Origin of the sequence: Rhodosalinus sp. FB01 (genome assembly GCF_041365715.1) — a bacterium.
Classification (GTDB): domain Bacteria; phylum Pseudomonadota; class Alphaproteobacteria; order Rhodobacterales; family Rhodobacteraceae; genus Rhodosalinus.
In genome coordinates this window covers 54,223-77,499 of record NZ_JBGFSH010000008.1, presented here as the reverse complement: position 1 = coordinate 77,499, position 23,277 = coordinate 54,223, and the positions used below count along the sequence as shown (strand labels likewise).

Genomic DNA, 23,277 nt, shown 5'->3' with positions numbered 1-23,277 from the left:
TCGCGGTGCGCGGGCCGCAGACGGACGGGAAAGGGAGAACGGCGATGCAAGACAGCTTTCTGACGCGGATCCGGGACGAGCTTTCGGCGCTGGAGGCCGAGGGCCTGATCAAGCGCGAGCGCGAGATCACCTCGCCGCAGGCCGCGGAGGTCACCGTGGCCGGGCGCGAGGTCATCAACCTTTGCGCCAACAACTACCTCGGGCTTGCCGACGATCCCCGGCTGATCGACGCGGCCAAGGCCGCGATGGACGATCACGGATGGGGCATGGCGAGCGTGCGCTTCATCTGCGGCACGCAGGATCTGCACCGGGATCTGGAGCGGCGTCTCGCGGCCTTCCTCGACATGGACGACGCAATTCTCTTCGCGGCCTGTTTCGACGCCAATGGCGGGCTTTTCGAACCGCTGCTCGGGCCCGAGGACGCGGTGATCTCGGACGCGCTCAACCACGCCTCGATCATCGACGGTATCCGGCTCTGCAAGGCGCGGCGCTACCGCTACGCCAATTCCGACATGGCCGATCTCGAGGCGAAGCTCGCCGAGGCGCGCGCGGCGGGCGCGCGCGACATCCTGATCGCGACCGACGGCGTCTTCTCGATGGATGGCTATCTCGCCGATCTGCCCGGGATCACCCGGTTGGCGGAGCGTTACGGCGCGATGGTCATGGTGGACGACTGCCACGCCACCGGCTTCATGGGGGCGCGCGGCGCCGGCACGCCGGCGCATGCGGGCGTGCAGGTCGATATCCTGACCGGCACGCTCGGCAAGGCGCTGGGCGGCGCGATCGGCGGCTACGTGGCCGGGCCGCAGCCCGTGATCGACCTGCTTCGCCAGCGCGCGCGGCCCTATCTCTTCTCCAACGCGCTGCCGCCTGCGGTCTGCGCGGCGGGCATCGCGGCCATCGACATCGTGGAGGAGGGCGAGCAGCTGCGCGCGCGGCTCTTCGAGAACGCCGCCTACTGGCGGGCGGGGCTCGAGCGGCTGGGCTTCGACCTTCTGCCGGGCGAGCATCCGATCGTGCCGGTGATGCTGGGCGAGGCGCGCGCGGCGCAGGCCATGGCCGCGCGGCTATTCGAGGAGGGGGTCTATGTCTCGGGCTTCTTCTTCCCCGTCGTGCCGCGGGGCGCGGCGCGCATCCGCACGCAGATGAACGCGGCGCTCACGCGGGAGGAACTCGACCGCGCGCTCGCCGCCTTCGAGCGCGCGGGCAAGGCCGAGGGAGTGATCTGATGCTGAACGACATGAAGGCGCTGGTGAAGGCCGAGCCCCGCGAGGGGCTCTGGATGCGCCGGGAGCCCGTCCCCGAGATCGGCCCCGACGACGTGCTGATCCGGGTCAGGAAGACGGGCATCTGCGGCACCGACATCCATATCTGGAACTGGGACGACTGGGCGCGGCGCACCGTGCCGGTGCCGCTCGTCACCGGTCACGAGTTCGCGGGCGAGATCGTGGAGATGGGCCGGAACGTCGAGGACCTGGCGATCGGCCAGCGCTGTTCGGGCGAGGGGCACCTGATCGGGCGGCACTCGCGCCAGAGCCGCTCGGGGAAGTTCCACCTCGACCCCGAGACGCGCGGGGTCGGGGTGAACGAGCCCGGCGCCTTCGCCGAGTATCTCCGTCTGCCCGCCTTCAACGTGGTGCCGCTGCCCGACGAGATCGACGACGAGATCGGCGCGATCCTCGATCCCCTGGGCAACGCGGTGCACACCGCGCTCTCCTTCGATCTCGTGGGCGAGGACGTGCTCGTGACGGGGGCGGGCCCGATCGGGATCATGGCGGCTGCGGTGGCGCGGCATGTGGGCGCGCGCCACGTCGTGATCACCGACATCAACCCCGACCGGCTCGCGCTTGCTGCAAGGGTCGCCGACGTTGTGACGGTGAACGTCGCCGAGGAGGAGCTTGCCGCGGTGGAGGCGCGGCTCGGCATGAAGGAGGGCTTCGACGTCGGGCTCGAGATGTCGGGCAGCCAGGCGGCGCTCGACCAGATGGTGGAGGCGCTGGTGATGGGCGGGCGCATCGCGCTTCTGGGCATCCCGCCCGGCAAGTCGCCCGTCGACTGGAGCCGCATCGTCTTCAAGGCGATCACCATCAAGGGCGTCTACGGCCGCGAGATCTTCGAGACCTGGTACAAGATGATCGCCATGCTCGAGAACGGGCTCGACGTGCGCGGCGTCATCACCCACCGCTTCCCCGTGGACCGCTTCGAGGAAGGCTTCGCCGCCATGCTCTCGGGCCGGAGCGGCAAGGTGGTGCTGGACTGGACGTGAGGCTCAGGCCGGCGCGGCCTCTTCGAGCGCGCGCGCGATGTCGGCCAGAAGCGAGGACGCGCCGAAGCGGAAGCGCGCGGGGGTGAGCCACGCCTCGCCCAGTTCCCGGCGCAGGAGCGCGAGCCAGGCGAGCGCATCCTCCGCCTTCGAGATGCCGCCCGCGGGTTTGAAACCCACCTCATGGCCCGTCCGGTCGCGGTAATCCCGGATCGCGCGCATCATGGCCAGCCCGGCGGGCAGGGTGGCGTTGACCGCCTCCTTGCCCGTCGAGGTCTTGACGAAATCCGCGCTCGCCATCATCGCCACCAGCGCCGCGCGCGCGATCGTCGTCGCGTCGCCGAGTTCCCCGGGGGAGAGGATCACCTTGAGATGCGCCGGCCCGCAGGCGTCCCGGAAGGCGGCGAGCTCGTCGTGCAGCGTCCGCCAGTCCCCGGCGAGCGCGAGGTGGCGGGGGATCACCACGTCGATCTCCGCCGCGCCGGCGCGCACGCTCTCCTCGATCTCCACGATCCGCGCGCGCAGGGGCGAGAGACCGTGCGGGAAACCCGCCGAGACGGCGGCCACGGGAATGTCCGTTCCGGCGAGACCCTCGCGCGCCGCCGGGATCATCGCATGGTAGACGCAGACCGCCGCGACCGTTCGCTCCTCCTGCCCGATCCGACGCGCGAGATCCTCCGGCAGCGGCGCGCGCGCGGTCGCGGCCAGCGTCCGCACGCGCTCCGGCGTGTCGTCGCCCGAAAGGGTGGTGAGGTCGATCATGCCGAGGGCGCGCGCCAGCCACGCCGTGCGCTCTGCATCGGGCAGGTCGGGTCTGGCTGCGGCCTCGCGTTCCAGCGCCGCCCCGTCCATCGAGACGGTTTCGAGCCACCGCAAGTCCAGCCGCCCGCCGGGATTGCGGGCCGGTTCTGATCGCGAGGCCCGCTGCGCCGCCTGCGCCGGCGTTTCGGCTGCGTTGCCCATGACGTGCCCCCTTCGTTCGCGGCGCACTGTGGCAGTCGCCCGGGCTTTCCACAAGGTCGCGCGCGCCTTGCGCTCTTGCCCTGTCAGGCCGTGACGTCCCGCACGGGGTAGCCCAGTTCCGAGAAATCACGCGCAAAGAGCCGCGACACGATCTCCGCCGCATGCGGGGTGTAGTGCCGGGCGATCTCTCCTTCGGCGCCGCTGCTTTTGGGGCCCTTGCGCTGCAATTCGCCGAGCGGCGCGCCGAACAGCCTGCGGTGAATCGTGTCGAGATCGGCTTGCAGCGCCTCCAGACGCGCAACCATGTCGAAGCGATCCAGCGGCAATACCAGCCCATCGACCTGCGGCGCCCAGTGATTGTCCGCATGCAGCCCGCCATCGTCGAGATACTTGCAGAAGTCCTCGAAGCTCGGCGTTTCGATGCCGTGCCGCGCGAACCACCGCCACGGACCGCGTCGCTGCGTGCGCGGTTTCATGACCTTGTCGAGAAACGCCGAAAGCGTACGCGTGTAGGGGTCGCGCAAGATGACGAACTTGAAATATTCGGTCTCGACCGCGCGCACCTGCGCCGCCGAAAGCCGGGAGGGCCTCACGAAACGATGCTTCGGCGAGACCGTGTCGTCCGGGCCGAAGATGCGGTTCGCAAGAAGGCTCGTGACAGTGCTGTTGGCGTTCTTCGGAAGACGATTGTAGAGGAAGCCGGTCTGCGGACAGACCGCGACGCGCATGTCGACCTCGCTCCACCAAAGGCCGCCGCGATAGGGGTGGCGTCGGTAGAATGGCGTCAGGCGGTTCGCCGTGCCGCCGATCAGTCTGTTCGCGAGGCCAAGTCCCGGATACGGGTGTTGCGCCTGGGTCATTGGCGGCTCATCTCAGCCGCTCGAGCAGCGCGAGCGAGGCGTAGCCGTCGGGCACGATGCCGCGGGACTGCTGGAAGGCGCGCACCGCGGCGATCGTCAGCGGCCCGATGCGGCCGTCGATGCCTTGCGTGTCGAACCCCGCCCTGGTCAGCCGGCGCTGCATCTCCTTGCGCTCGTCGTAGGTGAGCGCCCGGTCGCCGCGCGGCCAGCCGCCCCGGAACGGCGGCCCGCCCCGCAGCCGGTCGGAAAGATGGCCCACGCCGATCACGTAGGCGTCGGCGGTGTTGTAGCGCTCCAGCACCTCGAAATTCTTGAAGATCAGGAACGCCGCGCCCTTCGATCCTGCCGGCAGCAGCACCGAGGCCGCGCCGAAATCCCGCACCGGGCGGCCGTCCATGCCGACCACGCCGCGCCTTGCCCAGTCAGACGGCATCTTCAGGATCTCGCGATCCGCGAGGCGGTAGTCGAAGCCTTGCGGGAGCTGCACCTCGACGCCCCATGGCATGCCCTTCACCCAGCCGAAATGCTTCAGGTAGGCGGCGGTCGAGGCGAGCGCGTCGGTCGGATCCTCGCCCCAGATCTCGCGCCGGCCGTCGCCGTCGAAATCCTCCGCATGGGCGAGGTAGGAGGTGGGCATGAACTGGGTGTGGCCCATCGCCCCGGCCCAGCTGCCCCGCATGTTGCGCGCGGTGGTGTCGCCGCTTTGCAGGATCTTCAGCGCGGCCACGAGCTGCTCCTCGAAGAAGGCGCCGCGGCGGCCGTCGAAGGCCAGCGTCGCCATCGCTTCGATCACGTCGGTTTCGCCCCGGAATGTGCCGTAAGCCGATTCCAACCCCCAGATCGCGGCGACGACCTCCTTCTCGACGCCGTAGCGCGCCTCGATGCGCGCCAGCGTGGCGCCGTGGCGCTCGAGCGCGGCGCGCCCGTTGCGGATGCGCGTCTCGGAGACGGCGCTGTCGAGGTAGTCCCAGATCGTCTTGGTGAACTCCGACTGGTTGCGGTCACGCTCGATGATCGCGGCGTCGTAGCGCACGCCGCGGAAGGCCGCGTCGAACACATCGTCGCGGATCCCCTGGGCCCGGGCGCGGGCTCGGAACCCGCCGATCCAGTCGCGGAAGGCGGCGTCCTTGGCGGCGGGCACGGGCATCCTGTTCTCCGTCGCGACGGTCACGAGGTCGGCAGGCCGGTGGCGCGGCCGCAGCGACGTGCCCGGCAGGAACACGGCTATCGCGGGCCGAAGCTCCGTGGTGAGCGCGGCGGCGGCGCGTGCCTCGGGGCGGGGCGACGCGTCGGGGCCCGCGCCTGCTGGAACGGGAAGCAGTGTCGCGGCCGCAAGAAGGCCGGCGGAACGGAGACGGGTCATGGGCTGCTCGGCTCGCTATGTTTTCCCCGACAATAGCGCGAACCCGCCGGTTCCGAAAGCGGCCCGTCGCCGGGCCGCCGGCGAGCGGCGGGCGCTTGCCTAGCGGCGCGCCTTCCGCGTGACCTTGCGCTTGGTCTTGGCGTCCTTGTGCCGGGCGCGCTGGGCCTTGCGCTTCGGCGGCTTGCCCCGCGGCGCCGAGGGGCGCGGCATCTTCCGGTCCTCGAGCTCGACCAGTTCGAGCGCGAGCCCGCCGGTCACCGGCGCGGCCTCCGTCAGGCGGACGGTGACCCTCTGGCCCACCGAGATCTTCGTGCCGCTGTCCGCGCCCATGAGCGTGCCGCTGTCGCGGTCGAAGTGGAAATACTCGTGCCCCAGCGCGCGCATCGGCACGAGCCCGTCGGCGCCGGTCTCGTCGAGCTTCACGAAGACGCCGAAACGCGCGATGCCGCTGATGCGACCGGTGAACTCCGCGCCCACCCGGTCCGACAGGTAGGCGGCGAGGTAGCGGTCGTTGGTGTCGCGCTCGGCCATCATCGAGCGCCGCTCGGTCTCGGAGATGTGCGTCGCGGTCTGCTCCAGCCGGTCGATCTCTTCCCGCGACAGCCCGTCGTCGCCCCAGCCATGGGCGGTGATGAGCGCGCGATGCACCACGAGGTCGGCGTAGCGGCGGATCGGCGAGGTGAAATGCGCGTAGGATTGCAGCGCCAGCCCGAAATGCCCGAAATTCGCGGGCGAGTAATAGGCCTGCGTCATCGACCGCAGGGTGGAAAGATTGATGAGCTCGGCCTCGTCGCTTCCCGCCGCCTGGTCGAGCAGGCGGTTGAGGTGCTCGGTCTTCAGCACCTGGCCCTTGGCCAGCGTGAAGCCCGCGGCCTCGGCGGTGTCGCGCAGGCTTTCGAGCTTCTCCGGCGAGGGCTCCTCGTGCACGCGGAAGAGCAGCGGCGACTTGCGCGCGATCAGCGTCTCGGCGGCGGCCACGTTGGCCAGCACCATGAACTCCTCGATGAGGCGGTGCGCGTCCAGCCGGTCGCGGAAGTTCACCGAGACGACCTTGCCCTCCTCGGACAGTTCCACCTTGCGCTCGGGCAGGTCGAGGTCGAGGGGCTGACGCGCCTCGCGCGCCCGGACGAGCGCGCGGTAGGCCGCGAAGAGGGGGTGAACGACCTCGTCCACCAGCGGCCCGGTCCTGTCGTCCGGCGCGCCGTCCTCGGCGGCCTGGACCTGCTCGTAGGTGAGCGAGGCCACCGATCGCATCAGCCCGCGCTGGAAGCGGTGCGAGATCTTGCGCCCGGCGGTGTCGATCTGCATGCGCACCGCGATCACCGGGCGCGGCACGCCCTCGTGCAGCGAGCAGAGATCGCCCGACAGCCGGTCGGGCAGCATCGGCACCACGCGGTCGGGAAAGTAGCTGGAGTTGCCGCGTTTCTTCGCCTCGCGGTCGAGGGTGGAACCGGGCCGCACGAAATGCGCCACGTCGGCGATAGCGACCCAGATGACGTGCCCGCCCGCGTTCTTCGGGTCGTCGTCGGCATGGGCCCAGACCGCGTCGTCGTGGTCGCGCGCGTCGGACGGATCGATGGTGACGAGCGGCAGCTCGCGCAGGTCCTCGCGGCCGGAGAGCCCGGCGGGCTTCATCCGGTCGGCTTCCTCCACCACCTCGTCGGGGAAGTCGTGCGGGATGCCGTGCTGGTGGATCGCGATGAGCGAGACGGCCCTGGGCGCGGAAGGGTCGCCCAGCCGTTCCAGGATGCGCGCGCGGGGCAGGCCCATGCGGCCCGCCGGACCCGCCTGTTCGGCCTCTACGAGTTCGCCGTCCTTCGCGCCCAGCGTGGCGCCCTGCGCCACGGTCCACTCCTTGCCGTCGCCCTTGTCGATGGGAAGGATCCGCCCGCCCTCGGCCCGCGCGCGGAAGATGCCCAGAACGCGGCGCGGGTTCGATCCGATCCGGCGGATCAGGCGCGCTTCGTAATTGTGCTCTCCGCCCTTCCCGCGGGTGAGGCGCGCCCGGATGCGGTCGCCCTCGCCGAGGGCGGGAGCGCTCGCGCGCGGGACGAAAAGGACACGCGGCTCCGCCCCCTCGCCGTGCCATTCCAGCGGGCGGGCGAACAGGTCGCCGTCGGCGTCCGGCGCGAGAACCTGCAGCACCGTCACCGGCGGCAGGCTTTCGGGGTCGCGGTAGGTCTTCTTGCGCTTCTCGAGATGACCCTCGGCCTCGAGCTCCTTGAGCAGGCGCTTGAGGTCGATCCGTTCGGCGCCCTTGAGGCCGAAGGCCTTGGCTATGTCGCGCTTGGAATTGAGCGTCGGGTGCTCCTCGATCCAGCGCAGGATCTCGTCCTTGGAGGGAAGTGTGGTCATGGGCTCGGCGTATCACGTCGCGGGAAAGGCGTCATCGCGAAATGGCGGCCTGGCCGTCCCCGGGCGGGGCGCGGGCGCCGGGCGGCTGCGGTGGCGCGGTGGTCTGGCAAAAGGCGCATCGGGCGATGCGGCCCCGGTGAAAGGATCAGGCGAAGAAGTCGCGGAGGATCCGCGCGTAGACCGCCTTCAGGCTGTGGATGTGGGGAAGCGGCACATGCTCGTCAACCTGGTGCATTGACTTGCCCACGAGGCCGAACTCCACCACCGGGCAGTGATCCTTGACGAAGCGCGCGTCCGAGGTGCCCCCGGAGGTGGACAGTTCTGGCGTGACGCCGGTCTCCGCCTCGACCGCGCGCGCGACCAGATCGGAGAACGGCCCCGGGGGCGTCAGGAACGCCTCGCCCGAGACGGACACCTTCACCTCGATCCCGACGCCGAAGGTCTCGGCCACCGCCGCCGCCTCGGACCGGAGCCAGGCGGACAGGCTTTCGCCCGTGTGGCGGTCGTTGAAACGGACGTTCACCGTGGCGCGGCAGGCGGCGGGGATCACGTTGGTGGCGGGGTTGCCGGTGTCGATGGTCACGACGGCGAGGGTGGAGGGGTCGAAATGCTCCGTCCCGTTGTCGAGCTCGGCCGAGGCCAGACCGTCCATCAGCCGCGCCATCGCCGGCAGCGGGTTCTTCGCGCGATGGGGGTAGGCCGCGTGCCCCTGCACGCCGGTCACCGTGAAGACGGCGTTGAGCGATCCGCGCCGTCCGATCTTCACCGTGTCGCCGAGGCGCTCGCGGCTGGTGGGCTCGCCGACGAGGCAGACCGTCATCGCCTCTCCCTCGGCGGCCATCCAGTCGAGAAGCGCGGCGGTGCCGTCCACCGCGGCGCCCTCCTCGTCGCCGGTGATGGCGAGGACGATCGCGCCGCCCTCGGGCGGGGTCTCCAGCACGAAATCCACCGCGGCGGCGGCGAAGGCGGCCACGCCCGACTTCATGTCGGTCGCGCCGCGCCCGTAAAGCACGCCGTCGCGCGCCTCCGCGCCGAAGGGCGGCACCGACCAGGCGCTCTCGTCGCCCACGGGCACCACGTCGGTATGCCCGTTGAAGCCGAAGGTCCGCGCCGCGCCCTTCTCGCCCCAGCGCGCGAAAAGATTGGCGACGCCGCCCCGGTCGACCCGGACGCACCGGAAGCCGGCCCCGGAGAGCAGCGACTCGAGCAGCGCGAGCGCCCCGCCCTCCTCGGGCGTGACGGAGGGGCAGCGGACCAGGTCGGCGGTCAGGCGGGCTGGATCGGTGGCCATGTGCGTCGCTCCGCGGCAGGTCGAACTCGCTGGGCGCCTAGCGCGGATCGCGGGCGAGGGCAAATGCGACGATGCCCGCGCGGCCCGGTTCCGGCTCAGTCTTCCGTCGCGGACGCCCCGTCGTGAAGCGGCGTCATCTGGGCGACGATGACGGCGTTCTCGTCGCGGGCGCGCGCCATGAGGTCTTCTTCCTCGGCGGGGATGTCATGACCGGCGGCGCGGCGTTCCGCGGCGGTGCCGTAGGCGGTGACATCGAGGGGCGCGAGGCCCGCCTGGCGCAGCACCGCCACCGTCTCGCGCACCGCCTCCGCCTCGTCGACGCCCGACGCGTAGCAGACGAGCGCGGCGCCGCTCGCCGCGTCGGGCAGCCCGTCGCCGGGCTTTCGGCCCACCTCGACGAGCAACATGAAAACATCGTGGTCGGCGCGGCTCATGGCCGCCCGTATAGCGTCCCGCGCGCCCATGCGCCATCCCCGGCCCTTCCACCCGGCGCGGCGTTCCTGTATCACGCCGCCGATTGCGCGGCGCCCGATGCGGGCGCCGGCCGGGAAAGGAGAGCCGGATGGGCTACAGGATCGCCGTCGTGGGGGCCACGGGCAACGTGGGCCGCGAAATGCTCAACATCCTCGCCGAGCGGGAGTTTCCCGCCGACGAGGTCGCCGCGCTTGCGAGCCGCCGCTCGCTGGGCACCGAGGTGAGCTTCGGGGACCGCACGCTCAAGACCCAGGACCTCGACACGTTCGATTTCACGGGCTGGGACATGGCGCTCTTCGCCATCGGCTCGGACGCCACGAAGACCTACGCGCCGCGGGCCGCCAAGGCCGGATGCGTGGTGATCGACAACTCGTCGCTCTACCGCATGGACCCTGACGTCCCGCTCATCGTGCCCGAGGCGAACGCCGACGCCATCGACGGCTACGCGAAGAAGAACATCATCGCCAACCCGAACTGTTCCACCGCGCAGATGGTGGTGGCGCTGAAGCCCCTGCACGACCGTGCGCGCATCAAGCGGGTGGTGGTTTCGACCTACCAGTCGGTCTCGGGCGCCGGGAAGGAGGGGATGGACGAGCTCTGGGACCAGACCAAGGCCGTCTACAACCCGACCGACGAGATCGCGCCGAAGAAGTTCCAGAAGCAGATCGCCTTCAACGTGATCCCGCATATCGACGTCTTCATGGAGGACGGGTCCACCAAGGAAGAGTGGAAGATGGTGGCGGAGACGAAGAAGATCGTCGACCCCGCGATCAAGGTCACGGCGACCTGCGTGCGGGTGCCGGTGTTCGTCGGTCACGCCGAGGCGATCAACCTCGAGTTCGAGGAGCACCTCGACGAGGACGAGGCACGCGACATCCTGCGCCAGTCGCCGGGGATCATGGTGATCGACAAGCGCGAGGACGGCGGCTACGTCACGCCGGTCGAGTGCGTCGGCGATTTCGCCACCTTCGTCAGCCGGATCCGCCAGGACCCGACGATCGACAACGGGCTCAACATCTGGGTCGTGTCGGACAATCTCCGGAAGGGCGCGGCGCTCAACGCCGTGCAGATCGCCGAATTGCTGGGCAGCCGCTGCCTGAAGAAAGGCTGAAGCCGCCGATCGCGTTGCAGAAATGCGGCCTTGCGGCGGCGACGTGGCACGTCGCCGCCGAGTTTCCTGTTTTGGGCCTCATTGCCGCGCTACTCTGCCCCTACCGTAAGCGGGAGCGACAACCCGCGGCGGTGCGAGGCAGACGTGACACGAGGCAGGAAAACGAGGCCGGCGCCCATGGATCTTGACGGCAGGCAGGACGCCGCCGACCGCGCGGAAGAGGATCTCTTCACCCGGTGGCGCCATGACGGCGCAGAGATGGATTGCGAGACCGCGACGCTTCTGCGCGCGCACCTCGCCCCGCTTTTCGAAGAGGCCGAAAGCTGGCAGGCGCTGCGTGCGGAACTTGCGGCGCGGGGGCTGAAGCTCGCGATCCGGGGCGGCCGGCTCACGGTGATCGGCGCGGCGAGCGGGCGGGCGATCTGCACCGCCTCCTTCCTGGGTGTGCCGCTTGGCGCGCTCTCGGCGCGTCTGGGCCGCCCTTGCGTGGTCGCGCTGCCGGGCTCTGACGCGGCGGGCGAGTTCCTCAACTGACCGTCAGAGCGGGCGGAAGCCGCCCGCGTGTGGATCGTAGGATTCCAGCGCGCCCTCCCCGATCTCCGTCCAGAGCCCGTGGACGCTGAGCTGTCCCGCGTCGACGGCGTCCGACACGAACGGGAAGCTCATCAGGTTCTCCAGCGAGATCACCACCGCTGCCTTTTCCAGCGCGCGGGCCTGCGCCTCGGGGTCGGTTTCGTCCTTCACGCGCTCCCAGCCGGGGCGAAGGATGTCCATCCAGCGGCCCACGAAGCTCGACTCATCCTCCAGCTCGGGCGCATGACCCCGGCACATCTGGATGCAGCCCTGCACCCCGCCGCAGTTCGAGTGTCCGAGCACGATCAGGTGCGCGACATGCAGCGCGTTCACGGCGTATTCCACCGCCGCCGAGGTGCCGTGATGATGGCCGCCCGGCTCGTAGGGCGGCACGAGGTTGGCGACGTTGCGGTGGATGAAGAACTCTCCCTGGTCCGCGCCGAAGATCGAGGTGACGTGGACCCGGCTGTCGCAGCAGGAGATCACCATGGCGCGGGGGTGCTGGCCCTCGCGCGCGAGGTGCTTGTACCAGGCGCGGTTCTGGGCGTAGCCGGTCGCCTTCCAGCCGTGATAGCGCTGGACGAGATAGGCGGGCAGCGGCGTGGCGCGGGTCTTCATGGTGCGGCTGGGCCTCCCCGGGGCGCGGTCGGACACCGCCGATACGCCCTTTGACGACCGAATTCGAGCGGAATTTTCCGTCGCGCGCAATCCTTCGTCATGCCGCGCCGCGCCGCAACCCCTTGCGGGCGGCGGACGCGCCGCTAGGCTGACGCCGCCCATCGCAGGAGGATCGCGCCCATGACACTCGCCTTCGCCCCAGCGGACGCCGCGGCGCTGCCGCTCTGGCTCGTGCAGTGCGACGAGATCGAGACGTGGCGCGCCGGCCTGCCCGAGACGCAGCAGGCCTGGGCGCGCGCGGCCGGATTCGGCGGCGGCCTCGGCGAGGCGCTGCTGCTGCCAGGACCCGATGGCGCGCCCGCGGCCGCGGCCGCGGGGTACGGGACGCCGGCGCAGCGGCGGCGCGAGCGTTTCGCGCTGGCCGCCGCGGCGGGCGCCCTGCCGCCGGGGGACTACCGCCTTGCCGCGCCGCTCCCCGCCGGGACGGCCGAGGCCGAATCGCTGGGCTGGCTGCTCGCCGGTTACCGTTTCGACCGGTACCGCGCGGGGTCGGAACCGCCGAAGCCGCGCCGCCTCGTGGCGCCGGAGGGCGTGGACGCCGCGCGGGTGGAGCGGTTCGCCGCCGGCGAGGCGCTTGCCCGCGACCTCGTGAACACGCCGGCCGCAGACATGGGGCCGGGCGCGCTGGAAGCGGCCTGTGCCGAGCTTGCCGGGCAATTCGGCGCCCGCATGACGGTGACGCGGGGCGAGGCGCTGGCGCCGGCCAACCTGCCCATGATCCACGCCGTGGGCCGGGCGGGACCGGAGGAGCCGCGCCTCGTCGACATGTCCTGGGGCGAGACGGGGCCAAGGCTGACGCTGGTGGGCAAGGGCGTCTGTTTCGACACGGGCGGGCTCAACCTCAAGCCCGCGCAGGGCATGGCGCTGATGAAGAAGGACATGGGCGGCGCGGCCACGGTGCTCGGCCTCGCGCGGATGATCATGGACGCGGGCTGGCCGGTGCGCCTGCGGGTGCTGATCCCTGCGGTCGAGAACGCGGGGGCGGGCCACGCGATGCGGCCGGGCGACATCCTGACCTCGCGCAAGGGGCTGACCGTGGAAATCAACCACACCGACGCGGAAGGTCGGCTGGTGCTCGCCGACGCGCTGGCGCTCGCCGACGAGGAGGCGCCCGAGATCGTCGTCTCCATGGCGACGCTGACCGGCGCGGCGCGCGTGGCAGTGGGGCCCGACCTCGCGCCGTTCTACACCGGCTCGGACGGGCTGGCCCGGGCGCCCTTGGATGGGGGCGCGCGGCTGGCCGACCCGGTGTGGCGGATGCCTTTCCACGACCCCTACGAGACGATGATCGAGCCCGGCATCGCCGATCTCGACAACGCGCCCTCGGGCGGGTTCGCGGGATCGATCACGGCCGCGCTTTTCCTGCGCCGCTTCGTGGAGCAGGCCGGGGCCTACGCGCATTTCGACATCTACGGCTGGCAGCCGAAATCCGCGCCCGGCCGCCCGCGCGGCGGTGCCGCGCAGGGCGCGCGGGCGCTCTTCGACGCGTTGCCCGGCGCGCTCGGGCTGTGAGCGACCGCCGCACCACGCCGGTCAACGCCCGCGTGGCGGCGGCGCATCTGGCCGGCCGTGTTGCCGCGCCGCGCTTCGTCGAGGGGGAACCGGCCTCGGTGACGGCGGGGCTGGCGGACCTCCTCGCCGCGCCGGGGGGCGCGCGGGACCGGCAGCTTCTTTTCGGCGAGGCGGTCACGGTCTCCGAGCGCCGGGAGGGCTGGGCCTTCGTCCAGGCGGCGACGGACGGCTACGTGGGATACGTCGCGGAGGACGCGCTGGGCGCGCCGGCACGACCCACCCACAGGGTCGCGGCGCGGGCCACGCATCTCTACCCGGCGCCCGACATGAAGCGGCGCGAGCGGAGGGCGCTCAGCCTCGGCGCGCGCGTCGTCGTCACCGGCGTCTCCGGGCGTTTCGCCGAGACGCCCGGTGGCTTCGTGCCGTCCTGCCACCTCGCGCCGCTCGACGCGCCCGAGGCCGATCCGGTGGCGGTCGCCGCGCGGCTTCTGGGCACGCCCTACCTCTGGGGCGGGCACTCGGCCTTCGGGATCGACTGCTCCGGCCTCGTGCAGATCGCCTGCACCGCCTGCGGCATCGTCTGCCCCGGCGACAGCGACATGCAGGAGGCGGCGCTGGGCAGGCTGCTCGGGGAAGACGCGCCGCTTCGCAGGGGCGACCTGCTGTTCTGGAAAGGGCATGTGGCCTGGGTGGCGGACCCTGAGACGCTCCTCCACGCCAACGCCCACCACATGGCCGTGACCGAAGAACCGCTTCGGGAAGCCCTTGCCCGGATCGAGGCGCAGGGCGACGGGCCGGTGACCGCGCGCAAGCGTCTCGGCCGAGACGCTACTCCACCGCCCGGATGAGCTTGCGCTCGAGCACCCGGAGCACCGTCTTGAGGTCGTGCCCGCGCTTCAGGATGCGGCCGTCCATGCCGATCACCGCGTATTGTCCCTGCCGGGCCCGCAGCTTCGGTCGCTTCTCGATCCGGTAGAGGGGGTGTTCCGCGGTGCGACGGAACACCGAGAAGATCGCGGCCTCCCGCAGCGTCGAGATGTCGTAGTCGCGCCACTCCCCGGCGGCGACCATGCGGCCGTAGAGCGACAGGATCACGCCCAGTTCGGCGCGGCCGAAGGCGATGCGGTCGGGCGCGCCGGCGGCGTGCAGGGGCGTGAAGGAGTTCATCTGCGGAAGATTTGCGCCCTTCGCGTCACAAATCAAGCCTGCGCTGGCCCGCCGAAGCGTGCGGCCGTCGCCGGCCCAGCGGGCGGCATGGGCGGCACGTCGTCGAGCGGGGTGTCGAACCACGCGTCGGCGGCGGGGGGCAGCGCGTGATAAATCCTGGCGACCGCGGCGCGCGGGCTCGCCGCCGCCCGGGGCCGCAGCGCCTCGGGCAGAAGTTCCGCGGGCGGTTCGGGCCAGCGCAGCACCAGCCGCCGCCAGCGGTGCACGAGAAGCGTGCGCGCCGCGGCGGCGTCGCGAGGCCCCATCTCCGGCCCGTCGAGTGCGGCGACGTCCGCGAGAAGCGCGGCGATCGCGGCCTGCTGTTCGGGCGGCAAGAGCGCCTCGCGCAGCCCGGGCGCGAGGGCGGAAAGCTGCCCGGTGACGGCGAGGGTGGCGCCCTCCGGCGCCTTGCCGGGCAGAAGCCGGAGGCCCGGGGCGACCGGGAACCCTGCCTCCTCCTCGCAGCCCTGGCAGAGCGTCCATTCCGTGACGGGCGCCGTCACCGGCGGGGCATAGATCCGCGCGGTCGCGGGCGCGAAGCGGGCGAGCCCCTCGGCGCTCAGCCGGTAGCGGCTGTGACGCCCCGTGCGCTCGGTCTCGACCCAGCCGTCGCGGCGCAGCCGCGAGAGCGCGGTGCGAAGCGTGCCGGAGGTGACGCCGACACGCTCCATCAGACGCTGAAGGCGCACCGTGGCGATGCTGCCGCCGCGTGGCTGGACGCTGTCGCCGAAGACCGTGATGACGAGCGACCAGACGCGCGGGCGGCTTTCGGCGTGAAGCGCGGCGATGACGGGGGCGAGCGGGTCCATCCCCGCGCTCTACCCCGGATCAGCGGGAATAGGAAACCATCGTGAGAAGCTCGTAATTGGCGACCTGCTCGCCCTCCTGGTTGGTCATCGCCACGTCCCAGGCGACCTCGCCGTAATCGTCGGTGCGGCGGGTCTTGCGCTTGACCGTCAGGCGCACCTTCACGCGGTCGCCGGGGCTCACCGGCTTCTGGAACGACAGCGCGTTGAGCCCGGTGTTGGCGAGCACCGGGCCCGGGTCGGGCTGCACGAAGAGGCCGGCGGCGAAGGACAGGAGCAGGTAGCCGTGCGCCACGCGGCCCGGGAAGAAGGGGTTCGCCCGCGCCGCGTCCTCGTCCATGTGGGCGTAGAAGGTATCCCCGGTGAACTCGGCGAAATGCTCGATGTCCTCGAGCGTGACCTCGCGCTCTTCGGTGTGGATGGTCTCGCTGATCCGAAGCTCGTGGAAGGTCCGTTGAAAGGGATGGGCCGGCCCCGTCTTCTCCGCCGCGCCACGGACCCACTGGCCGCCGATGGCGGTCAGGATATCGGGGCTGCCCTGCACCGCGGTGCGCTGCATGTAGTGGAGCACGCCGCGCACGCCGCCAAGCTCCTCTCCGCCGCCCGCGCGGCCCGGCCCGCCATGGACCATGTGCGGAAGCGGCGATCCGTGACCGGTGGATTCCTTCATCGAGTCGCGGTCGTTGAAGTAGAGCCGGCCGTGCCAGGCCGCGGCCTCGAGCGTGATCTCCCGCGCGACCTCCGGATCGTGGGTGATGACCGAGGCCACGAGCGAGCCTTCGCCGCGATTGGCGAGCGCCGCGGCATGGGCCGGATCGCGGTAGGGCAGGAGCGTGGAGACCGGGCCGAAGGCTTCCACCGCATGGACGGCAGAGGCCGAATCGGGGTCGGGGCAGCGGAAGAGCATGGGCGGCAGGAACGCGCCCTCGTGGGTGGCGCCCGAGAGCTCGAACTGCTCCGGGTCGCCGCAGACGCGCTCCACCTCGTGGGCGAAGGCTGCGATCTTCTCCAGCACGTCGGCCTTCTGGTCGGCGGAGGCGAGCGCGCCCATGCGCACGCCCTCGGCCGCCGGGTCGCCCACCGTCGTCTTGCCGAGCCGTTCGGAGAGCGCCTCGGCCACCGCGTCGAGCTGCGCCTCGGGCACGATCATGCGACGCGTGGCGGTGCATTTCTGCCCCGCCTTGGTCGTCATCTCGTTCGCCGCCTCCTTGACGAACAGGTCGAACTCGGGCGTGCCGGGTACCGCGTCGGGGCCGAGGATCGAGGCATTGAGGCTGTCCTGCTCGGCGTGGAAGCGCACCGAGCGACGGATCAGGTTGGGATTGGATCGCAGATTCACCGCCGTGTCGGCCGAGCCCGTGAAGCTGACCACGTCCTGCGGGCCGAGGCGATCCAGCAGGTCGCCCGTGCCGCCGACGACGAGCTGCACCGCGCCGTCGGGCAGGATCCCCGACTCTATGATCATGCGAAAGCACGCCTCGGTCAGGTAGCAGGTCTGCGTCGCGGGCTTCACGATGGCCGGCATCCCCGCCAGAAGCGTCGGCGCGAGCTTCTCCAGCATGCCCCAGACCGGAAAGTTGAAGGCGTTGATCTGTACCGCGACGCCCCGAAGCGGCACCGCGACGTGCTGGCCGAGGAAACTTCCGCCCTTTGACAGCTGCTCCACCGCGCCGTCGAGATAGACGTGCCCGTCGGGCATCTCGCGCCGGCCCTTGGAGGCGAAGACGAAGACCGTGCCGATGCCGCCGTCGATGTCCACCGCGCCGTCGCGGCGCGTGGCGCCGGTGAGCGGGTTGAGGGCGTAAAGCTCCTCCTTCCGCTCGTTCAGGTGAGTCGCGAGCGCCTTCAGCATCTTCGCGCGCTCGTGGAACGTCATGGCGCGCAGCGCAGGGCCGCCGGTCGCCGTGGCCCAGTCGATCATCGCCTGGAAGTCGAGATCGGCGCCGCCGGCGCGGGCGATCTGCCGGCCGTCCACGGGGCCGAGGATCGGGCGGGCCTCAGGCCCTGGCGCGACCCAGTGGCCGGCGGCGTAGCTTTCGGGTGCGAGCATGGGAAACCTCCTCCGGATGTCGCGGAGAGCATGGGGGCGGCGGCGGCGGAAATCAACACTCTTGACCGCCCGGTCGGTTATGTGCATCGTGCGGCTGATCAGGGGAGGAGGGGCCGATGACGCCTCAGGAACGCGCCGAGAAGAGCGCCGCGGCCATGTGGGCCAACGCCCGCGCGTCGAAGTGGCTCGGCATGTCGCTCGACGCCGTGGGTCCGGGCACCGCGACGCTCAGCTTCGAGGTGCAGGACCATCACCTGAACGGGCACGACATCTGCCACGGCGGCTACATCTTCACGCTCGCCGACAGCGCCTTCGCCTTCGCCTGCAACAGCTACAACACGAATGTCGTGGCGCAGATGAACGTCGTCACCTTCCTGTCGCCGGGCCGGCAGGGCGAACGGCTGAGTGCGGTCTGCCGCGAGGTGAGCCGCGCCGGGCGGTCGGGCATCTACGACGTTGCGGTGACCGCCCCCGACGGGCGCGAGGTGGCGCAGTTCCGCGGCCATTCCCGCCAGATCCAGGGGCAGCATTTCGAGGAGGAGACATGACCGACGCCTATCTCTGCGAGGGGCTTCGCACCCCCATCGGCCGCTTCGGCGGGGCGCTTTCGTCGGTGCGGCCCGACGACATGCTGGCCCATGTCATCCGCGAGGTCGTCGCGCCCTTTCCCGGGCTGTCGGTGGACGAGGTCATCATGGGCTGCGCCAACCAGGCCGGCGAGGACAACCGCAACGTGGCCCGCATGGCGGCCCTTCTGGCCGGGCTCGGAGAGGAGGTGCCGGGCACCACCGTCAACCGGCTCTGCGGCTCGGGCCTCGACGCGGTGGGCATGGCCGCGCGCGCCGTCCGGCTGGGCGAGGCCGAGGTCGTGCTCGCGGGCGGCGTCGAGAGCATGAGCCGAGCGCCCTTCGTGATGCCCAAGGCGGGAAGCGCCTTCTCGCGCCACGCCGAGATCCACGACACGACCATCGGCTGGCGCTTCGTGAACCCGGAGATGAAGGCGCGCTTCGGCGTCGACTCCATGCCGGAGACGGCCGAGAACGTGGCGGCGGATTTCAACGTCGCGCGCCATGACCAGGACGCCTTCGCGCTGCGCTCGCAGACCCGCGCCATGGCCGCGATCGGGTCGGGGCGGATGGCGCGCGAGATCACGCCCGTCGCGGTGCCCCAGCGCAAGGGCCCGCCGGTGGAGGTCACGCGCGACGAACACCCCCGCGAGACCTCGATCGAGAAACTGGCGAGCCTTCATACCCCCTTCCGCGAGGATGGCTCCGTCACGGCAGGCAACGCCTCGGGCGTGAACGACGGCGCCGCCGCGCTGATCGTGGCCTCCGCCGCGGCGGTGGAGAAATACGGGCTCACCCCCCGCGCGCGCATCGCCGGCATGGCGACGGCGGGCGTTCCGCCGCGCATCATGGGGATGGGGCCGGCACCCGCGACGAAGAAGTTGATGGAGCGGCACGGGCTGTCGATCGGCGACATCGATCTCGTGGAGCTCAACGAGGCTTTCGCGAGCCAGGCGCTCGCCGTGCTGCGCGATCTCGGCCTGCCCGACGACGCGGAGCACGTGAACCCCAACGGCGGCGCCATCGCGTTCGGCCATCCGCTGGGGATGTCGGGCGCGCGGCTCGCGCTCACCGCGTCGATCAGCATGGGCGACATCGGGGCAAGGCGCGCCGTCTGCACGATGTGCATCGGCGTGGGACAGGGAATCTCGCTGCTGCTGGAGGCCGTGTGATGGAAGATCTTTCGCCCAAGCCCGGAGACCTCGAACCGATCGAGACCGCCTCGCGCGACGAGATCGCGGCGCTGCAGCTCGAGCGCATGAAATGGTCGCTGCGCCACGCCTACGAGAACGTGCCGTTCTACAAGACGGGTTTCGACGCGGCCGGTGTCCATCCCGACGACCTGAACGAGCTGTCGGACCTCGCGAAGTTCCCCTTCACCGTGAAGGCGGACCTGCGCGACAACTACCCCTTCGGCATGTTCGCCGTCCCGCGTGAGCAGGTGGCGCGCATCCACGCCTCCTCGGGGACCACGGGCCAGCCGACGGTGGTGGGATATACCGCAAACGATCTCGACGTCTGGGGCACGGTGGTGGCCCGCTCGCTCCGGGCGGCGGGTCTGCGGCGCGGGAACCTTCTGCACAACGCCTATGGCTACGGCCTCTTCACCGGCGGCCTCGGCGTGCATCTGGGCGCCGAGAAGCTGGGGCTGACCACCGTGCCCATATCGGGCGGCATGACCCAGCGGCAGGTCCGGCTGATCGAGGATTTCCGCGCCGACGGCATCACCGTCACGCCGTCCTACGCGCTTTCGATCATCGACGAGTATCACGCCCAGGGCCTCGACCCGCGCCGCTCGCCGCTCAAGGTGGGCGTGTTCGGCGCCGAGCCCTGGACCGACGCCATGCGCCGCGAGATCGAGGAGACCTTCGACATGCACGCGGTGGACATCTACGGGCTCTCGGAGGTCATGGGCCCGGGCGTCGCCAACGAATGCGTCGAGACGAAGGACGGGCTGCATGTCTGGGAGGATCATTTCTACCCCGAAGTGATCGACCCGGCGACGGGCGAGGTGCTGCCGGACGGCGAGCGGGGCGAGCTGGTGTTCACCTCGCTGACCAAGGAGGCGTTTCCGATCATCCGCTACCGGACGCGGGACCTCACGCGGCTGATGCCGGGGACCGCGCGTGCGATGCGGCGCATGGCGAAGATCACGGGGCGCTCCGACGACATGATCATCCTGCGCGGCGTCAACGTGTTCCCGACCCAGATCGAGGAGCAGCTGATGACGGTGCAGGGCCTCGCGCCGCATTTCCAGCTGGAACTCGACCGCGTGGGCCACAAGGACGAGATGCGCGTGAAATGCGAATGCACCGCCCTGGCGGCCGAACCCGAGGCGCGGATGCGCGCGGGCCAGGAGTTGCGGCACAAGATCAAGAGCGTGGTCGGCGTGACCGTGGTGGTGGAGGTCGCGGACCCCGGTTCGGTCGCGCGCAGCCAGGGCAAGGCCGTGCGCATCGTGGACAACCGCCCGAAGGACGGCTGACGCGGCCGGTGGCACGGGGGCTCGCACGCGATCACGATGCCAAGCGCGCGGCGCTGCGCAAGGGGGCCGCGCGCTATTTCGCGCGGCACGGCTACGACCGCGCCTCCATGGCGGGCGCGGCGCGCGACTGCGGCGTTTCGAAGGCGCTGCTCTACCATTATTACGACAGCAAGGAGGCGCTGCTCTTCGACATCCTCGAGGCGCATCTGACCGAGCTTGCCGAGCGCGCCGAGGCGGCGCGCCCGGGCGGGCTTCGCGCGCTGATGGCGGCCCTTCTCGCCGCCTACGAGGACGCCGACGCCGAGCACAAGCTGCAGCTCGACGCCCTCGCCACGCTGCCGGAGGAGATGAAGGCGCCGCTCGTCGCGGCGCAGCGCCGCGTGGTGCGGGAGATGTCGGAGGCTGTCGCCGCCGAGGCGCCCGGGCTCGACGCCGACCGGCTGCGCGCGGTGACCATGTCGGTCTTCGGCATCCTCAACTGGGTCTACATGTGGCACCGGCCCGGCAAGGGCCTGTCGCGCGAGGATTACGCCGATCTTGCCGCCGACATGGTGCTCGGGGGTGTGCGCGGTCTTTGAGCCGGGCGCGTCCCGGCGGACCCGGCTGCGCCGGGACATCCTTGCCGGGGCCGCCTGCGGCGGCCGGCCTCCGGCGGGAGTATTGGGGCCAAGAAGAAGCCGATGACGCGCGGCATTCACGCGAAGGCGCCGTGACAGAACCAGCCCGGCGACATGGTTCCGCCATGGGCGTAGTAGAGCCAGAGCCTGTCGCCTGCCGAGGTCGTCACCCGCCAGTAGTCGCGCTGCCCGGTGCGCCAGTCGGGATCGTCGAGCCACCATTCGGGCGCGATCCGCTCGGGTCCCTCGGCGGCGGCGGTGGCGAGGTCACGCCCGCGCCAGCGGACCCGCGCGGGCGGCCCGGGGGTTTCGGGTGCGTTCACCGGTTCGGGACGCCAGAGCGCGAGCGGGCGCGGCGCGGGGGGCGCGGGCCAGCGGCTGTCGAAGGGCCCTGTCCAGGCGGCGGCCTGCACCGTCGCGGTCTTCTCGGGGACGTGGCTTCCGGCCGGGTGGCGGCGGGTGATCGCCTCGAGCCCGATGCGCGCGCCGAGCCGGCCGATCAGGTCCTCGAGCGCGCCCTCCGGCGTGGCGTCGCGGCGCGCGGCCGCGCCCGCGTCGAGATGGCCGCAGGGACGGCGCGCGGACACGGGCTCGGTCAGCGTGGCCTCGAGGCGCAGCGCGTCGATCCCGAAGCCCGCCTCGATCCCGCCGATCTTCAGCGCGAAGAGCGGGCGGATGCGGTCGGGGTCGGCGGCGGGGCGGGCGAGGCCGACCTCCACCGTCTCGTGCGTTCCGTCGGCGCGCATCGCCTCGAGCCGGAGCCGCCGCGCGCCCCGACCGGCCGTCGCGAGCCGCGCGCAGACACGCTCGAGCAGCCGGTCGAGCGCGGCCATCACGTCGGCCTCCAGCCCGATCGGGTCGGGCAGGGTGAGGCGGGCGGCGAAATGCGGCGGGGTCGCGGCCGGGGAGACCGGCTCTGGCGCCGCGCCGAAGGCCTGGTCGAGACGCGTGACGAGGGCAGGGCCGAAGCGGCGCGCGAGCGCAGCGCGCGGCTGGCCGGCCAGATCGCCGATCCGGCGCAGGCCGAGCCGGGCGAGCGCCTCGGCGGTGTCCGGCTCCAGCCGGAGCGCGGCCACCGGCAGCGCGGCGAGCGCGCTGTGCGTCCGTCCGGGCGGCGCGATGCAGCCTGTCTGCGGCGCTGGCGCGGCGGGCCTGTTGCGGGGACGTCTGGCGGCGGTGGCGCGGGTGGCGCGTGCCTCTTGGCGGATCTCGTCGCCCGAGCGGTGCGGCGCGCCGGCCGCCCCGGCGTGGTGCGCGAGCGCCCAGGCCGCGCCGCGCGTGTCGGCGATGGCGGCGCGCACCGTCAGGCCGAAGCCCGCGCAATCCTGCACGATCCGGTCGAGAAGCCCCGCCTCGTCGCCGAAGAGATGGGCGCAGCCGGTGATGTCGGCCACGAGCCCGTCGGGCGGCTCCTCGGCGATCCAGGGCGAGACGCGTTCCGCCCAGCGGCGCAGCGCGGCGAGGAAGGCGGCTTCGGCCGCGGGGGTCTCGCGCCGTGTCACGAGGCCCGGGCAGACCGCCATGGCGTCGGCGAGCGGCTGGCCGGGAGAAAGCCCCGCCGCTTCGGCCGCCGCCGAGACCGAGGCGAGCACCTGGCGCTGCCGCGCGTCGCGGACCACCGCGAAGGGGCTGTCGGGACAGGATGCGCCGAGCCGCAGCAGCCGCTCGGCCGCGAGCCGGGGAAACCAGATCGACAAGATGCGCCGCGGGGACATGACCGAAAGGATGTTCTTTGTATGTTCTCGCCCTGATCTAGGCCGAGTCGGCCGGCGAGTCGAGGCCCGGCCCTGTCCTAGACGCAGTCCACCCGCACGATGCGGCCCGCCTCGTCCACGGTGATGGTCATCCGGTCGGGGCGGAAATCCATCGTGGCGGGCTGGCCCGGGCGCAGCACGCGCGTGTTTTCCGGCAGCGCCACCCCGTCCAGGATGCTGGCGGGCCGGTCCACGAGGAACTGCATGGTGGAGGCGCCGCACGCGTCCCCCGGGTCGCCGGGCGCGGGCCCGCAGGCGGCCAGCGCGAGCGGCAGGAGCGAAAATGCGGCAAGGCGTCCTGGCATGGCGGTCTCCTTTTCCCTGCATGGGGAGTGTCGCGGAAGCCTCAC

22 protein-coding genes are annotated in these 23,277 nt (G+C 71.6%); 10 read left to right on the top strand and 12 right to left on the bottom strand.

From position 1 onward, the window contains the following. The first annotated feature begins 44 nt into the window (after positions 1-44). Positions 45-1,229, top strand: coding sequence for a glycine C-acetyltransferase (locus AB6A65_RS12495; protein WP_371038721.1), 1,185 nt, complete (start codon positions 45-47; stop codon positions 1,227-1,229). Continuing rightward, positions 1,229-2,266 carry an L-threonine 3-dehydrogenase gene (tdh, locus tag AB6A65_RS12490; RefSeq protein WP_371038720.1) on the top strand — a complete coding sequence of 346 codons (1,038 nt, stop codon included), beginning with the start codon at positions 1,229-1,231 and terminating at the stop codon, positions 2,264-2,266. Before AB6A65_RS12495 ends, tdh begins: the two co-directional genes overlap by 1 nt. A gap of 3 nt (positions 2,267-2,269) precedes the next feature. Here the strand turns inward: tdh and deoC are convergent, their stop codons facing one another. The 6 genes from deoC to AB6A65_RS12460 form a co-directional block, all read right to left on the bottom strand. Then, a complete protein-coding gene (deoC, locus tag AB6A65_RS12485) occupies positions 2,270-3,226 on the bottom strand; it encodes a deoxyribose-phosphate aldolase (protein WP_371038719.1) in 957 nt (318 codons plus the stop codon). An 83-nt stretch (positions 3,227-3,309) separates the two neighbouring features. Beyond that, the gene (locus tag AB6A65_RS12480) at positions 3,310-4,086 is read right to left on the bottom strand and encodes a sulfotransferase family protein (RefSeq protein ID WP_371038718.1); all 777 of its coding nucleotides are present in this window, start codon (positions 4,084-4,086) and stop codon (positions 3,310-3,312) included. Between the two features lie 7 nt (positions 4,087-4,093). Beyond that, a complete protein-coding gene (locus AB6A65_RS12475; RefSeq protein WP_371038717.1) occupies positions 4,094-5,449 on the bottom strand; it encodes a lytic murein transglycosylase in 1,356 nt (451 codons plus the stop codon). Between the two features lie 99 nt (positions 5,450-5,548). Next, positions 5,549-7,804, bottom strand: coding sequence for a ribonuclease R (rnr, locus tag AB6A65_RS12470; RefSeq protein WP_371038716.1), 2,256 nt, complete (start codon positions 7,802-7,804; stop codon positions 5,549-5,551). A gap of 145 nt (positions 7,805-7,949) precedes the next feature. Then, the gene (gene dapE, locus AB6A65_RS12465) at positions 7,950-9,095 is read right to left on the bottom strand and encodes a succinyl-diaminopimelate desuccinylase (RefSeq protein ID WP_371038715.1); all 1,146 of its coding nucleotides are present in this window, start codon (positions 9,093-9,095) and stop codon (positions 7,950-7,952) included. A gap of 95 nt (positions 9,096-9,190) precedes the next feature. Next, entirely contained in the window at positions 9,191-9,529 is a 339-nt protein-coding gene (locus AB6A65_RS12460) for a hypothetical protein (protein ID WP_371038714.1), read from the bottom strand. Between the two features lie 128 nt (positions 9,530-9,657). Here AB6A65_RS12460 and AB6A65_RS12455 point away from each other — a divergent pair, with 128 nt between their 5' ends. After that, positions 9,658-10,680, top strand: coding sequence for an aspartate-semialdehyde dehydrogenase (locus AB6A65_RS12455; protein WP_371038713.1), 1,023 nt, complete (start codon positions 9,658-9,660; stop codon positions 10,678-10,680). 177 nt (positions 10,681-10,857) lie between these two features. Then, entirely contained in the window at positions 10,858-11,214 is a 357-nt protein-coding gene (locus tag AB6A65_RS12450) for a hypothetical protein (protein WP_371038712.1), read from the top strand. 3 nt (positions 11,215-11,217) lie between these two features. Here the strand turns inward: AB6A65_RS12450 and AB6A65_RS12445 are convergent, their stop codons facing one another. Further along, complete coding sequence (locus AB6A65_RS12445; protein WP_371038711.1) at positions 11,218-11,871, bottom strand: carbonic anhydrase; 654 nt, start codon at positions 11,869-11,871, stop codon at positions 11,218-11,220. 180 nt (positions 11,872-12,051) lie between these two features. Here AB6A65_RS12445 and AB6A65_RS12440 point away from each other — a divergent pair, with 180 nt between their 5' ends. Next, positions 12,052-13,443 (top strand): M17 family metallopeptidase, encoded by a 1,392-nt coding sequence (locus AB6A65_RS12440; protein WP_371038710.1) that lies wholly within the window; start codon positions 12,052-12,054, stop codon positions 13,441-13,443. After that, positions 13,440-14,291 (top strand): C40 family peptidase, encoded by an 852-nt coding sequence (locus tag AB6A65_RS12435; RefSeq protein WP_371038709.1) that lies wholly within the window; start codon positions 13,440-13,442, stop codon positions 14,289-14,291. The genes AB6A65_RS12440 and AB6A65_RS12435 overlap by 4 nt, the downstream gene beginning before the upstream one ends. Here AB6A65_RS12435 and AB6A65_RS12430 read toward each other — a convergent pair. The 3 genes from AB6A65_RS12430 to paaZ are packed head-to-tail and all read right to left on the bottom strand — an operon-like array spanning position 14,272 to position 17,505. Continuing rightward, positions 14,272-14,610 carry a DUF2794 domain-containing protein gene (locus tag AB6A65_RS12430; RefSeq protein WP_371038708.1) on the bottom strand — a complete coding sequence of 113 codons (339 nt, stop codon included), beginning with the start codon at positions 14,608-14,610 and terminating at the stop codon, positions 14,272-14,274. The two genes, AB6A65_RS12435 and AB6A65_RS12430, sit on opposite strands and share 20 nt — an antisense overlap. A gap of 32 nt (positions 14,611-14,642) precedes the next feature. Next, the gene (locus AB6A65_RS12425) at positions 14,643-15,458 is read right to left on the bottom strand and encodes a PaaX family transcriptional regulator C-terminal domain-containing protein (protein ID WP_371038707.1); all 816 of its coding nucleotides are present in this window, start codon (positions 15,456-15,458) and stop codon (positions 14,643-14,645) included. Between the two features lie 19 nt (positions 15,459-15,477). Further along, on the bottom strand, positions 15,478-17,505 hold the full coding sequence (gene paaZ, locus AB6A65_RS12420) for a phenylacetic acid degradation bifunctional protein PaaZ (protein ID WP_371038706.1): 2,028 nt from the start codon (positions 17,503-17,505) through the stop codon (positions 15,478-15,480). Between the two features lie 116 nt (positions 17,506-17,621). Between paaZ and paaI the strand changes: the two genes are divergently transcribed. Genes paaI through AB6A65_RS12400 form a run of 4 tightly spaced genes read left to right on the top strand, consistent with a single transcriptional unit; the run spans position 17,622 to position 21,134 of the window. Further along, positions 17,622-18,053 carry a hydroxyphenylacetyl-CoA thioesterase PaaI gene (gene paaI, locus AB6A65_RS12415; RefSeq protein WP_371038705.1) on the top strand — a complete coding sequence of 144 codons (432 nt, stop codon included), beginning with the start codon at positions 17,622-17,624 and terminating at the stop codon, positions 18,051-18,053. After that, positions 18,050-19,243 (top strand): 3-oxoadipyl-CoA thiolase, encoded by a 1,194-nt coding sequence (pcaF, locus tag AB6A65_RS12410; protein ID WP_371038704.1) that lies wholly within the window; start codon positions 18,050-18,052, stop codon positions 19,241-19,243. Before paaI ends, pcaF begins: the two co-directional genes overlap by 4 nt. Beyond that, positions 19,243-20,556, top strand: coding sequence for a phenylacetate--CoA ligase PaaK (paaK, locus tag AB6A65_RS12405; protein WP_371038703.1), 1,314 nt, complete (start codon positions 19,243-19,245; stop codon positions 20,554-20,556). Before pcaF ends, paaK begins: the two co-directional genes overlap by 1 nt. Positions 20,557-20,564: 8 nt before the next feature. Then, a complete protein-coding gene (locus AB6A65_RS12400; protein ID WP_371038702.1) occupies positions 20,565-21,134 on the top strand; it encodes a TetR/AcrR family transcriptional regulator in 570 nt (189 codons plus the stop codon). Positions 21,135-21,250: 116 nt separating this feature from the next. Here the strand turns inward: AB6A65_RS12400 and AB6A65_RS12395 are convergent, their stop codons facing one another. Beyond that, complete coding sequence (locus AB6A65_RS12395) at positions 21,251-22,888, bottom strand: DNA polymerase Y family protein (protein ID WP_371038701.1); 1,638 nt, start codon at positions 22,886-22,888, stop codon at positions 21,251-21,253. Between the two features lie 77 nt (positions 22,889-22,965). Continuing rightward, positions 22,966-23,232 (bottom strand): I78 family peptidase inhibitor, encoded by a 267-nt coding sequence (locus AB6A65_RS12390; RefSeq protein ID WP_371038700.1) that lies wholly within the window; start codon positions 23,230-23,232, stop codon positions 22,966-22,968. Positions 23,233-23,277 lie beyond the last annotated feature (45 nt).

What these genes read in the sequence shown, in the direction of transcription:
- AB6A65_RS12475 (WP_371038717.1), bottom strand. Translation starts at nt 5,449, where the DNA reads ATGACCCGTCTCCGTTCCGCCGGCCTTCTTGCGGCCGCGACACTGCTT.
- deoC (WP_371038719.1), bottom strand. Translation starts at nt 3,226, where the DNA reads ATGGGCAACGCAGCCGAAACGCCGGCGCAGGCGGCGCAGCGGGCCTCG.
- AB6A65_RS12425 (WP_371038707.1), bottom strand. Translation starts at nt 15,458, where the DNA reads ATGGACCCGCTCGCCCCCGTCATCGCCGCGCTTCACGCCGAAAGCCGC.
- AB6A65_RS12460 (WP_371038714.1), bottom strand. Translation starts at nt 9,529, where the DNA reads ATGAGCCGCGCCGACCACGATGTTTTCATGTTGCTCGTCGAGGTGGGC.
- AB6A65_RS12480 (WP_371038718.1), bottom strand. Translation starts at nt 4,086, where the DNA reads ATGACCCAGGCGCAACACCCGTATCCGGGACTTGGCCTCGCGAACAGA.
- AB6A65_RS12495 (WP_371038721.1), top strand. Translation starts at nt 45, where the DNA reads ATGCAAGACAGCTTTCTGACGCGGATCCGGGACGAGCTTTCGGCGCTG.
- AB6A65_RS12390 (WP_371038700.1), bottom strand. Translation starts at nt 23,232, where the DNA reads ATGCCAGGACGCCTTGCCGCATTTTCGCTCCTGCCGCTCGCGCTGGCC.
- AB6A65_RS12430 (WP_371038708.1), bottom strand. Translation starts at nt 14,610, where the DNA reads ATGAACTCCTTCACGCCCCTGCACGCCGCCGGCGCGCCCGACCGCATC.
- paaZ (WP_371038706.1), bottom strand. Translation starts at nt 17,505, where the DNA reads ATGCTCGCACCCGAAAGCTACGCCGCCGGCCACTGGGTCGCGCCAGGG.
- AB6A65_RS12450 (WP_371038712.1), top strand. Translation starts at nt 10,858, where the DNA reads ATGGATCTTGACGGCAGGCAGGACGCCGCCGACCGCGCGGAAGAGGAT.
- AB6A65_RS12395 (WP_371038701.1), bottom strand. Translation starts at nt 22,888, where the DNA reads ATGTCCCCGCGGCGCATCTTGTCGATCTGGTTTCCCCGGCTCGCGGCC.
- AB6A65_RS12455 (WP_371038713.1), top strand. Translation starts at nt 9,658, where the DNA reads ATGGGCTACAGGATCGCCGTCGTGGGGGCCACGGGCAACGTGGGCCGC.
- AB6A65_RS12440 (WP_371038710.1), top strand. Translation starts at nt 12,052, where the DNA reads ATGACACTCGCCTTCGCCCCAGCGGACGCCGCGGCGCTGCCGCTCTGG.
- dapE (WP_371038715.1), bottom strand. Translation starts at nt 9,095, where the DNA reads ATGGCCACCGATCCAGCCCGCCTGACCGCCGACCTGGTCCGCTGCCCC.
- pcaF (WP_371038704.1), top strand. Translation starts at nt 18,050, where the DNA reads ATGACCGACGCCTATCTCTGCGAGGGGCTTCGCACCCCCATCGGCCGC.
- paaI (WP_371038705.1), top strand. Translation starts at nt 17,622, where the DNA reads ATGACGCCTCAGGAACGCGCCGAGAAGAGCGCCGCGGCCATGTGGGCC.
- tdh (WP_371038720.1), top strand. Translation starts at nt 1,229, where the DNA reads ATGCTGAACGACATGAAGGCGCTGGTGAAGGCCGAGCCCCGCGAGGGG.
- paaK (WP_371038703.1), top strand. Translation starts at nt 19,243, where the DNA reads ATGGAAGATCTTTCGCCCAAGCCCGGAGACCTCGAACCGATCGAGACC.
- rnr (WP_371038716.1), bottom strand. Translation starts at nt 7,804, where the DNA reads ATGACCACACTTCCCTCCAAGGACGAGATCCTGCGCTGGATCGAGGAG.
- AB6A65_RS12445 (WP_371038711.1), bottom strand. Translation starts at nt 11,871, where the DNA reads ATGAAGACCCGCGCCACGCCGCTGCCCGCCTATCTCGTCCAGCGCTAT.